Raw genomic sequence first — 11137 nt, 5'->3', positions numbered from 1 at the left:
CGGTGGAGACCGGAGAAGAGGGCGAAGTAACGCGCGTCGTCTTCCTGGCACTCAGAGGCGAGGAGGGCCGGGTGGATTGCTTCTGGCCAGTGCCTGGCATCATTAATACCCCTGCTGCCGAGCCCCAGCCGCGCGGGGCACGGGAGCGTCGGAACGACGCGCCAGCCATGCAACTTCCCTTTCCTACGGCCTCGCCGGCACGACGTCAGCGTCGCTCATCCGGGCTAAAGCGCGCAAAGGCATAGGGCGGCGACGGGACGGCCTCCTGACCTACCAGTCGCCTATTCCCGCCGCCTTGCCCTTGCCCTGCGGGTGAGGAACTCGGCGACCAACCGGTCCTTCTCCGCTCCAGTCGGCATCGGCGGGGTCGCACGTCCGGGTGCTGCTGGCTTCGTGCTGACCAGTTTGGCTTGCGGCTTGGGTGACTCGCCCAAGAAGCGCGACGGCTTGCCCTCCCACTCACGTCGGTGCCGGACCCAGGTCAGCCACAGGGAATGCCGTGCGCGGGTCAATCCCACGTAAAAGAGGCGCCGCTCCTCAGCCAGCGCGCCGTTCGCCTCGGCCGCCCAGTGGGGCCAGACGCCCTCCTCCAGCCCCGCCAGCAGGACATGATCGAACTCGAGCCCCTTGGCTTGGTGCAGCGTCATCACCGACACCGCGTCTGCCGGCTCGTCTCCATCGAGCGAGTCCGTGAGAGCCGCACCCTCACAGAATGCCGCCACGCCGCCGGCCTTCGCCGCCACCTGCAGAGCCTTCCCCCAGGCCGCCCCAAGCTTCCCGCCGCCCTCCAGCCGCTCGGCCAGCTCGCTCGCCTCGGCGGCCAGGCGCAGCGCGTCGGCCGGGCGAAGACCCCGGCGATTCACGCCATCGCCAATCTCCCGCGCGATGCCGAGCACGGCCTTTAGGGCGCGCCGTTCATCGGGGCTAGCCGGCAGGCTCGGCACGGCGCCCGCGAGGGCCAGACCTCGTTCGGCTGCGTGCTCGCGCAGTCGCCCCAACAGCGCGGCACCGATGCCCCGCGGCGGGTAGGCACAGGCCCGCCGGAACGCGTCGTCCGCACCGGCCGCCCAACTTTCGGTCACACCGCGCCCCGCAGCAGACCGGCTCATCGCTAGCCGCAGCCAAGCGATGGTGCCCACCACCTCCCGGGGCGCATCCGGCTCACGCTCGGCGACCAGCCGCACCGGAATTCCGGCCTGTCGCAGGGCAGCGAGGATGGGATCGGCGACGAATCCCGTCCGGACCAGCACGGCGAATTCGCGCCAGGGCGGTTGCTGTTGCCCATGCCGGAGGGACATCAGCCAATCGACGACCTCCCGCCCTTCATCCTCCGGCGTGGCCGCCTCGCGGACGGTGATGGGCTGTCCTGGCGCTGCCTTCGGCTCGGCAGGGCGCAGGATCTTGGGCAGGGCCTCCGCGTCCTGTGCCGCGACGGCATTGGCCGCCCGCAGGATGGTCGAACTCGAGCGATAGTTGGTCTCGAGCTTCACCGGCGGGGGAGCGGCCGGGTAGTCTTTGCCGAACCGCCGGATGTGCGAAACGTCGGCACCGCGCCAGCCGTAGATCGCCTGCAGGTCGTCGCCCACCGCGAACACCCGCCCTGCCTTGCCGGCGAGGAGCCGAACCAGCGCGTGTTGGGCATGGTTCGTGTCCTGGTATTCGTCTACCAGGATCTCGGCCCAGCGCGCCGACCAGCGCTTGGCCAGGCCGGGGTCCGCGCGCATGGCGGCGACCGGCACGGCGATCAGGTCGTCAAAGTCGAGCGCCTGGCGCGCCTCCAGCGCCGCGCGATAGGCGGGTAGCACGGCGGCGGCCCTTGCCAGAACCTCGGGCTCAAAGCGGGCGAGCGCGGAGGAGCGGGGTAGCTTGCCCGGCTCCGTCACCAGGCCGTTCTTGAGCAGCGACACCGCCTCCGCGAGAAGGCCCGCTTCCTTGCTGTCCGTGATGCCAGCGGCTCCCATCAGCAAGGCACGGGCATCCCGCTGGCCTAGGGTGGCAAATCCCCGCGGTAGGCCAGGGATGCTGGCGGCGTCCTCAACCATGAGCCGCGCCATGATCGCGTGGAAGGTACCGACCCAGCGCGGCGTCCGTGCCGGTCCAAGCAGGGCGGCGAGCCGATCGCGCATCTCGCCGGCGGCCCTGGTAGTGAAGGTGATGCAGAGCAGGCGCTCGGGCGCTTCCCCGCGCAGGATGAGGTCGGCCACGCGCCGGATCAGCGTCTCGGTCTTGCCCGAGCCCGCGCCAGCCAGCACCAGCAGCGGCGCCGGCGTGGTCGCGGCGGCGCGCTGGGCCGGGTTCAGGCGCTCAAGGTGCGAGGGCATCGAGGAACACTGGTCGTGCCGTAAGATCCACCTCGATCCGCGCCTCCCGGAGCGAGGGCAGCAGGCTGGTGGCCGGCAGCCGCAGGTAGCGCTCGAGGAGCTGCAGGTAGAGGCCCATGAAGCGCGGTCCGTGCCCGTCCGTGTTGCCCTCGGCCGTGCTGGTCATGGAATGGGCGAGCTCGTGCAGCAGAACCCAGGATGGCAGCGCCTCGGGTAGCCGCAGGCGCAGCCTCGTGGCATCCGCCTCCCGGACGCTGGCCTGTCCCGGCAGCCGCTCCACCTTCGGCGGCCAGCGCAGGCCCATCCCGGCCCAGATCGCGTCCACCATGGACTGAGCAGCCGAGAAGGGGATCCGGTCCGGCGCGTGGGGCGCAACCACCCGGTCCTCCCAGGCATAGACCCGCGCGCGCTGGCGATCGCGACCGCTCATCCCTCCAGCAGGTCCTGCACCGTGCCATCCACCGGCCGCTGGAGGTTGACCCGCTCGCCTGCGGCATAGCCGTGCTGGTAGGCGCCGTTCAGCCGAATGCTGGCGCCGCGTTGAGCAACCAGCCGCACCGCGGCCGTGCGGAAGGCCTCCTCCACCACGCTGTGCTTGACGAGGATGAGGGCCGTGCCGGTCGAGCGCTGCGCCGCCACCTCGGCCTCCCTGGCCGCGTGCATCGCCTCCAGCCGCTCGGCAAGGCGGCTGGCCATGCCGTGTGCGAAGCTGGTGGAGGCCTGCCGGAGAGCGACACTTCGCAGGGCGGGGTGCTGTGCCCGAAAGCTCAGCACCTCCTGGGCGATGCCGCGGTCGATCACCTCGAAGAGGTAGACAGCCATAGAGGTGTCCGGCCCGAAGCCGAAGAAGACGTAGCGCGGCCGGTCCTCGTCGCGGGCGAGCCAGACCTTGCAGTCGCAGAAGCGGGCGATGGCGGGCACGCAGCCGTCGATGGGGCGGCGTTGGCGGCCGGGCAGCGACACCTCCACCTGCACGCAGGGCTCGGCCCGGAGGTCCACCTCGGCCATGCTCAGCGCGTAGCGCTCGAGCAGGCGCCCGACCATCTCGGCGGCAGCCAGCGCCTCGGCCTCAGTGCAACCGTTCGAGACGGTCTTCTCGGAAAGGGCGCGAATGCGCGCCTTGACGCGCGTGAGTTCGGTGGTCTGGCTCAGGGGATGGCACCGGGCAGAGGGGGCAGGCCAGCCGAGGCTAGCACTGCGCTCGCACTCCTGCATCCCAGGCTGCCCCGTAAGCCCTACCACCGATCATCCATGTGGAGCTCTGGCGTCCTGCCCTCGATACGCAAGTGCTTCGGCCGCTTTGCGCCCAACCCGGACATCCAGTTGACGTAACTTGCTCCTCGGAAGCCGACATTGCGGCTTGGAAAATCTTAGGCAGACCTTTATCGGCTCCCGCCGGCAATGCCGCTTCGTTCCGAACCAGGTACTCGGGCAAGTTCTAGGGAGGCCGTCGCAGGCATCCTTCCGGTTCGGCGACCTTAGCTGCCGCGCATGTAGCGCCGCTCTGGCCGGTAGCGCCTGTGCCACTTTGACCTGAGGAGCAGCATCAGTCGGGTTATCCAGCGTAGCGGCATCATCAGGAGCACTTCGAAGAGGTAGGGCCGGAGTAAGTGGTTCGAGGCGCCTCAAGCCCCAGGCGTCGGAACGCATCGTCCGGCGCCTCGTGCCGGGACATCGCCTCGACCATGCCGGCGGTCAGGCGGGTGACGGCCGCCTCGTCCGCGATCGGCGAAGCTTGGCTACGATCAGCTGCAAGGTCGTAGAGAGCGGTTCGCGCCTCATCGAAGAGCCCGTGCGAGGGCTCCCGGGTCTTCTAGCCGGGGCGAGCGGGAATCTTCAGGAGCGGCATGCCCTGCGTGAACCCGAAGGGTTTCACGAGGCTTGCGCCGGCCGCTTCCTCGGTCGCGAAGAAGCTCTTCTGGTGGAGCGGGATGAGAACGTATTCGTTCAGCTCCTGCGCCATAATGTCTGGCGGGTAGCGGAAGTAGGTGTAGCGGCCGTCCGTCACGTTCGTTGCCGCGCCGAACATCTCGAAGATGGCCGTGTCCCGGAGGGCGGCATCGCTGTCGAGCACCGGCAGGAGGGAATGGCCAGTCACCACAGAGGGCGGCTCTACCCCGAAGCAGTCGAGAAGGGTGGGCATCAGGTCGATGGTCTGTGTCAGCGCCCTACGCCGGTCGCCGGACCGGTGGCTGGGATGCCAGAAGAACAGCGGGATCCGCGCGATCTCCTCGTAGAACGGCATGACGTTCTTCGCCCACCACTCGTGCTCCCCGAAGAGGAAGCCGTGGTCGGTGGTGACGATCAGGGCGGTGCCCCCCCCACAGGGCGCCCTCGTCGAAGACGTCGAAAAGCCGGCCGAGCTGCTCGTCGCAGAGGGTCAGCAGGGCGGCATAGTTCGCGCGGATCTCGGCGATCTCGGCCGGTGATTCCGTCACGCGCTTGTAGCGCGGTCAGTCGAGGATCGGGCCGTCGTAGCCCGTCTGAAATCTTTCCTGCAGACGAGCCGGCGCGTGGAAGGGCTCGTGCGGGTCGAAGGTTTCGAGGTGCAGCAGCCAGCGGTCGGCGTGCCGGTTCGTGGCCAGGAACTCCAGCGCGGCATCGAAGCACTTCACGCTGGGGAAGTCGGCCTCCTCCTTCATGTACTCGCGGTTAATCATGTAGTTCAGCCGCCCGTCGGTCGGCTCGGCCGGATGCTGGAGCGGGTGGTACATGGCCTTGAACCGCTCCAATGGCGGCTTCACGAGCGCCTTCCACTTGTCCTTCTCCTGGCCGCGTATGTACTCCCAGCTCGAGTAGCGCTGGTGGTAAGTAGCGCCGCCGTCCTCGAAGTAGTGGTAGCGGTCGGAGACGAGGTGGCTGTAGACCCCTGCCTTGCCGAGTAGCGCGGCGTAGGAGATGTCATAGTGCTCCAGCGGACCCCAGCCGCGGTGCAGGAAGTTCAGCCGTCCCGTGTGCAGGTCGCGCCGCGCGGGCATGCAGGGCAGGCTGCCGACATAGTGCGTGTCGAAGACCGCCGCGCGCCGCGCCAACCGGTCAAAGTTCGGCGTCGGCACAGCGGTGCCGCCATAGGCGCCGAGCGCGTGGCGGTTAAGGCTGTCGAACAGGACGAAGACGACGCGCATGGTGCCTACTCCACCTTCAGCCCGGCCAGGAAGGCGCGCCAGCCGCCCAGGTCGCTGATGTCGCGGGCCGTGCCCGCCTCGGCCGGGTCGCAGAGGTAGCCGTGCACCTCGGTTCCGTCCTCCAGCTCCGCCATGCGCTGCACGACCAATGGCTGGCGCAGGGCGGTCGTGATGTCCTGGTGTAGCCGCGAGACGATCGGCGCCGGTACGCCCGCCGGCACCATCATCGCCTGCCAGGAGGTCACGACGAGGTCGCGCAGCCCGGCTTCCACCCCGGTCGGCACCTCCGGCAGGAGGGGCGAGCGCTCCGCCGAGGTGATGAGGATCGCGCGTAGCCGTCCCTCGCGCACGTGGCTCGTGACGTTGCCGAGATTGAAGAAGGCCATCTCGACATTGCCGGCCATGACGTCGGTCAGGGCCGGCGGGCCGCCGGGATGGGGCACGTGCTGGGCCTGGGTGCCGGTGAGCTGCTTGAACAGCTCCATGGTGAGCTGGTCCGAGGAGCCGACGCCGCTCGTCGCGTAGGAGGTCCTGTCGCCACGTCCTTTCATCCAAGTGATGAGCGATGCGAGATCACGAGCCGGATTCTGCGGATTAACAACGAGGACGTTCGGCGTGGTCGCCACCAGCGTGATCGGCTCGAAGTCCTTCAGCGGATCGTAGCTGAGGTTGGGGCGAAGGGCGAAGTTGATGGCAAAGTGGCCGATCGAGCCCATGAGCAGCGTGTAGCCGTCGGGCGCGCTGCGGGCCACGAAGCGGCTGCCCACCTCGCCGTTGGCCCCAAGGACGGTTGTCCACGACCACCGGCCGCCCGAAGGATTGCTGCAGGATCGGGATGATGGAACGGGAGATCACGTCGCCCGTGCCACCGGCAGGCCCGGGGGCAACGATGCTGAGAGAGCGGGAGGGCCAGGGGTCCTGCGCCGCGGCCGGCCGCGCCATCGCTCCGGCGCCGGTCAGGAGTGACGCGCCGAGGAGCGCCCGTCGGCCGCACCCGGCCGAGGCATTCAGTGCGGTCTGGCTTGTCCTGCTTGATACCAGATCGTGAAAGCCAGACGGAATGTCGGTCGGCATTGGTTCGCTGTCTCCTCCGAAGCTCGGCCGGCTAGGTGTCGGATAGCTTTATTTTGTCGCACCATCGCGCCACCATGCCTGGGAAGTCCAAGATCATCGGGCGAAAGGCCTGATGCCGACGCGGCATGGAGCGCCCTGCTGGAACTGCGCCAATTCCGCTATTTTGTGACGGTCGGCCGCCAACGGCACTTCGGGCGGGCCGCGGCCCTGCTCCGGGTGGCCCAGCCCGCGCTCAGTCGACAGGTCGCGAAGCTGGAGGCAGAGCTCGGCGTCCAGCTGCTGGAGCGCCATGACCGGGGCGTGTCCCTGACTGCGGAGGGCGAGGTGCTGCTGGCCCGGGCCGAGGCGGTGCTCGCCGAAGCCGGCGCCTTGCTGGAGGAAGCGCGCGCGCAGCCGCGGGAGCCCCAGGGTACCGTCTCCCTCGGCTTCTCCCCGAGCGTGGCCGAGCTTTTCGGGGGGCGCTTGGCCGCGCTGAGTCTGCGCCGTTACCCCCAGGTGCGGCTGCGGATCACGACGGCAGCCAGTCCGGTGCTGGAGGTCTGGATCAAGAGGGTCGCGTCGACGTCGCCATCCTGAACGGTCTATCGGACCCCTCCTGCTTCCTCCTGACACCGCTCCTGGAGGAGCCGGTCTGCCTCATCGGCCTGCGCGACGATCCGCGGCTGGCCACGGGCAGGGTGGAGCTGACCACGCTAAACGGTTTGCCGCTGGTGGTTACCGGCCCTCCCGATGGTCCCATGCAACGCATGCTGGTCGCGGCACAGGCCCAGGCGCAGCAGGCGCTTACGCCACTTGCTCAGGTCGACACGGCGATTGTGGGACGCCAGCTCGTGCTTGCCGGTGTGCAGCCGATGGTGGAGGTGGCAGCTGCCGTCAAAGCCGAGCTGGAGACCGGGACCCGAAGGCCGTGCCGATCGGCGATCTCCGCCTGCAGCGCTTCCTCGCACGCGCCAGGGGCCGCTCAGGTTCGAACGCCGTCACGCACGTTGCGGGGCACATGCGCGACTGCGTCGCCGAGCGGTGGCGGAGGGAAGCTGGCCCCATGCCACGGCGCTCCGCGGTGGGCACTCCGCCATGGAGGGCAGACGCTGACGGGCAGTCTCGAGAAGAACGAGCCGAGGCTCCACTCGGCAGGTCAGCGATCCGGTAGAGAAGCTTACGTCCGCTTAGCCGGAGCTGTTCCCCGAAAGCGGCCGCTCGGGACGCGCGACCGGGCGCTGTTGTTGGTCGGCTTCGGCGCCGCGCTCCGCCGGAGCGAGCTCGCGGGACTCGCGCTCAGCGATGCCGTACCCGTTGCTGGGCGCGGGCTCCAGATCCTCGTCCGCCGCTCCAAGACCGACCAGCGCGGCGCCGGTCAGGAGGTCGCCGTCTGGGCCAACCCGAAGGAGGCGGGCTTCTGCCCGCTCGCCGCCATCGAGGCCTGGCTCGTCTTTCGGGGCAAGGGGCTGGACATCACCGGCGGGGCCTCGGATGGGGAGAGGCCGCTCTTTGTCGGCAAGAGCAAGGGTGGGCGGCTCACCGGCCAGGAACTGTCGGACAGGGCGGTGTGGCGGCTGGTGAAGGGCACGGCCGAGGCGGCGGGGCTGGAGGGGTGGGAGCGCTTCTCGGGGCACTCGCTGCGGGCAGGCCTCGCCACCGCCGCCGGCGAGGCTGGGGCCGACCTCGGCCAGGTCATGCGGCAGACCCGCCACCGCTCCGCCGACGTGGCGCTCGGCTACCTCCGCCCCGCCGACCTCTGGCGAAACAGCCCCACCCAAGGGGTCTGGGGCGAGCCGGGCGACGCCGAGCAACCGCCTGTTTCGAGAACCCACCGTTGGCAGCCATAACACATCAGGGTACCAACTGCTCCCTAGCCCTTTATGAACCTTCCTGGCAGACGGTACTCTGGGCCGCGGCATGCAACGGGGTCGGGCAGGTCCTCCAACCTTTCTTGCTGCCACAACGTTGATGCCGCACTCACCGGAGCAACCACAATGGTCCGCCCATGGCATCTCATGCCCACCCTTTGTGGGGCTGCAGTCGCGCTGCTCAGCCTACTCGCCTCGGTTCCCTCGTCAGCTCAGTCGCGTCCGCAAAGCGCCGGTACAGCCAGTGGATCGGCTACGCTGGACGCCGTGCGTGCCCGGCGCTTGCTCCTGTGTGGCGTGTCGGGGGAGTCTCCGGGTTTTTCCCGACCTGACAACCGCGGAGAAATGCGCGGCCTTGATGCCGACACCTGCCGGGCCGTCGCTGCCGCGACCTTGGGCGATGTCAATCTGGTTCGCTTTGTCCCCCTTTCGCCGCAGGCCCGCTTCACGGCGTTGCAGTCTGGAGAGGTGGACCTGCTGGTGCGCAACACGAGCTGGACGCTGACCCGAGAGGCTTCGCTCGGGCTGAGTATGGCTTGGATCAACTTTCACGACGGGACGGCTTTTGTTGTGCGCGGCGAAACCGGGGTGGGCTCAGCGAAGGGGCTGGACGGGGCCACGGTATGTCTGTTGCAGGGCACCACCACCGAGCTCGACGTCGCCGCGTATTTCCGGGCCAACAACCTCCATTTCACACCTGTCCTGTTCGGCGGTGTGACAGAGACTGGAGCCGCCTTCCTGGCCGGCCGCTGCGACGCCTGGGCCAACGATGCTTCCTACCTCGGGGCTTTCCGTGCCACCCAGCCTGACAAGGGGCTGGTAATCCTGCCTGAGCGAATCAGCTCCGAACCCGTCGGTGCCATGGTGCGCAAGGGAGATGATCGCTGGTTTGATCTGGTGCGGTGGACCGGCGCGGCATTGCTAGCGGCCGAGGAAGCCGGGGTGACCAGTGCGAACGTGGCGGACCAAAGGCGCACGACTTCCGATCCATCTGTGCAACGGCTGCTTGGTACCCAAGGTAACCTGGGAACGGCGTTGGGGGTGGATGACGCCTGGGCGTTCAATGTGATCAGTCAGGTTGGTAATTACGGCGAGGTGTGGGAGCGCAATCTAGCCCCGCTGGGCATCGAGCGAGGCGCCAACCGCTTGGCTTCCCAGGGTGGCCTTATGTATGCGCCGCCAATGCGTTGACACTACTTCTCGCTGGAACAGTCGTCGAATGGGTAAGCAACAGGGTTCTGTCAGGTCTCGCGCCAAGCGGCCGGTTTAGGCGTCCGGAGTAGGACTGGTAGGCTCCTGCTCTGGGCTTGATGAGGACAGGGATGGACTGCGCGACCTGCGGCTCGGCCGCCGTGACGGAGCGGCTGGAGCGCACCGGCCAGGGCTACCGCCGGCTTCGCTGCCGCAGCTGCGGCAAGCAGTTCAACGAGCGCTTCGGCACCCTGCTGAACCACACGCAGTACCCGTCCGACGTGATCGCACTGGTGGTTCTGTGGCGGCTGCGCTACCGCCTGACCCTGCGCGATCTGGCTGAAGTGTTCCTCGTTCGTGGAAGCGTGTTTAGCTACGAGGGGGTACGAGAGTGGGAGGCGAAGCTCGCTCCCGCACTGACCGAGGAGCTCCGCCAACGCCGGCATGGCCGGAGAGGTGCCCGCGGCCGGCGCTGGCACGTGGACGAGACCTACGTGAGGCTCGGTGGCCGCTGTACCTACCTGTATCGGGCGATCGATCGCGACGGCAGTCTCGCCGACACCATGCTGAGCGAGCATCGCAATATGGCGGCGGCCTAGGCTTTCTTCCGCTCGGCCAAGGCCGTCACGGGCGTGACGCCCGATTAGGTCACCACAGACGGCCACGGCTCCTATCCACGGGCGATCCGCAGCACGCTGGGCCGTTGTGTCGTGCATCGGACCAGCGCCTACAAAGACAACAGGCTTGAGCAGGACCACCGCGGCGTGAAAGGTCGAATACGATGCATGCGGGGGTTCAAGAGCTTTGCCTCGGCGGAGCGGTTCTGTCGAGCTACGGCGAGCTCCGCAACCTTTTCCGTCTTCGTACCCGCCACAACCAGCCCGTCCCCGCCAACCGCCGCCGCCTGCTTCATCTTCGCTGCGCTACGGCTGTGCTTGCGATCCTCGAGGTCGCGTAGACCGAAGGCGCTTGCATCTCACGCTGTCAGGTTTGCCGCGAGATTTGACAGAACCGCCCTGCCGGCATCCAGAAGGCGAAGGAGAAGCCCGGTACGCGAGCAACGGCCGGCAGCGGACCCGGCGGGGAACAGATAGAGAGGTTAGAGAGGTAAAGATAAGGGATGCGCCATGTTCGCTGCCCCGTGTCGATGACGACGGGGTTCGGCACTTCTTGAGCATGGGGAAGGGCGGAAGCCATCAGCAGCGCGCCAAGCGCAAAAGCCGCGGAAATCAGGCGCACGCTCGACCACCCTCGCCAGTGTCAGCAGATCCAAGTGACTTTGGTGCATAGATCGGTTCTGAAGCCGATGCAGGGTAAGAGGGGCAGGAGCGTCCTGATCACAGATGGGGAAACCGCCATTGCCCTTCAAAGCGAACAAGGACCGGCGTCATAGGATCCCGCGGCAGCGGCATCGGGTTACGAATTGGGCCGAGTATGATGCCGCCCTACGCGCTCGTGGCAGCCTGACGGTGCGGTTCACCGAGGAGGCCATCGAGGGGTGGCGGGCGTCCCCTCGGACCACCCGGGGCGGGCAGCCATCCTATTCGGACCTGGCAATCGCCACGCGGCCTCCAGCGCC

At 68.1% G+C, this 11137-nt stretch carries 11 protein-coding genes and 2 pseudogenes; 6 read left to right on the top strand and 7 right to left on the bottom strand.

Annotated elements, in window-relative coordinates; translation table 11 throughout:
* Positions 1-281: 281 nt before the first annotated feature.
* The 4 genes from D9599_RS29225 to D9599_RS29210 all read right to left on the bottom strand — a co-directional run bounded on the left by D9599_RS29225 (position 282) and on the right by D9599_RS29210 (position 4626).
* Positions 282-2321: an ATP-dependent helicase gene (locus D9599_RS29225; RefSeq protein WP_198384855.1), complete on the bottom strand. Its 2040-nt coding sequence runs from the start codon at positions 2319-2321 to the stop codon at positions 282-284.
* Complete coding sequence (locus tag D9599_RS29220; RefSeq protein ID WP_198384854.1) at positions 2305-2751, bottom strand: hypothetical protein; 447 nt, start codon at positions 2749-2751, stop codon at positions 2305-2307. Before D9599_RS29220 ends, D9599_RS29225 begins: the two co-directional genes overlap by 17 nt.
* Positions 2748-3536 carry a DUF2786 domain-containing protein gene (locus D9599_RS29215; protein ID WP_198384853.1) on the bottom strand — a complete coding sequence of 263 codons (789 nt, stop codon included), beginning with the start codon at positions 3534-3536 and terminating at the stop codon, positions 2748-2750. The genes D9599_RS29220 and D9599_RS29215 overlap by 4 nt, the downstream gene beginning before the upstream one ends.
* Before the next feature lie 598 nt (positions 3537-4134).
* Entirely contained in the window at positions 4135-4626 is a 492-nt protein-coding gene (locus tag D9599_RS29210; protein WP_309228757.1) for a sulfatase/phosphatase domain-containing protein, read from the bottom strand.
* Between D9599_RS29210 and D9599_RS29205 the strand changes: the two genes are divergently transcribed.
* A complete protein-coding gene (locus tag D9599_RS29205) occupies positions 4565-4750 on the top strand; it encodes a hypothetical protein (protein WP_198384852.1) in 186 nt (61 codons plus the stop codon). The genes D9599_RS29210 and D9599_RS29205 overlap by 62 nt on opposite strands.
* A 24-nt stretch (positions 4751-4774) precedes the next feature.
* On the opposite strand, the gene D9599_RS29200 is transcribed toward D9599_RS29205, so the two are convergent.
* Positions 4775-5446: a sulfatase-like hydrolase/transferase gene (locus D9599_RS29200; RefSeq protein WP_198384851.1), complete on the bottom strand. Its 672-nt coding sequence runs from the start codon at positions 5444-5446 to the stop codon at positions 4775-4777.
* 5 nt (positions 5447-5451) lie between these two features.
* A complete protein-coding gene (locus tag D9599_RS29195; RefSeq protein WP_198384850.1) occupies positions 5452-6198 on the bottom strand; it encodes a tripartite tricarboxylate transporter substrate-binding protein in 747 nt (248 codons plus the stop codon).
* A gap of 292 nt (positions 6199-6490) precedes the next feature.
* Between D9599_RS29195 and D9599_RS29190 the strand changes: the two genes are divergently transcribed.
* From D9599_RS29190 to D9599_RS31770, 4 genes and pseudogenes are all read left to right on the top strand, one after another.
* On the top strand, positions 6491-7096 hold the full coding sequence (locus tag D9599_RS29190) for a LysR family transcriptional regulator (RefSeq protein ID WP_309228756.1): 606 nt from the start codon (positions 6491-6493) through the stop codon (positions 7094-7096).
* A complete protein-coding gene (locus D9599_RS31775) occupies positions 7060-8346 on the top strand; it encodes a tyrosine-type recombinase/integrase (RefSeq protein ID WP_375373095.1) in 1287 nt (428 codons plus the stop codon). The genes D9599_RS29190 and D9599_RS31775 overlap by 37 nt, the downstream gene beginning before the upstream one ends.
* A gap of 147 nt (positions 8347-8493) precedes the next feature.
* On the top strand, positions 8494-9558 hold the full coding sequence (locus D9599_RS29175) for an amino acid ABC transporter substrate-binding protein (RefSeq protein WP_309228754.1): 1065 nt from the start codon (positions 8494-8496) through the stop codon (positions 9556-9558).
* A gap of 119 nt (positions 9559-9677) precedes the next feature.
* Positions 9678-10652: pseudogene (locus D9599_RS31770) on the top strand (IS6 family transposase).
* On the opposite strand, the gene D9599_RS29160 reads toward D9599_RS31770, so the two are convergent.
* Positions 10543-10797, bottom strand: a complete 255-nt coding sequence (locus tag D9599_RS29160) for a hypothetical protein (RefSeq protein WP_198384848.1) — start codon at positions 10795-10797, stop codon at positions 10543-10545. The pseudogene D9599_RS31770 and the gene D9599_RS29160 overlap by 110 nt on opposite strands.
* A gap of 119 nt (positions 10798-10916) precedes the next feature.
* Here D9599_RS29160 and D9599_RS31765 point away from each other — a divergent pair.
* Positions 10917-11137 (top strand): annotated as a pseudogene (locus tag D9599_RS31765) (IS5/IS1182 family transposase); the annotation flags it as partial.

This window comes from Roseomonas sp. KE2513 (assembly GCF_016107305.1).
Taxonomy (GTDB): Bacteria; Pseudomonadota; Alphaproteobacteria; order Acetobacterales; family Acetobacteraceae; genus Roseomonas.
The sequence above is the reverse complement of the archived record's forward strand: the minus strand, read 5'-3'. Positions and strand labels throughout refer to the sequence as shown.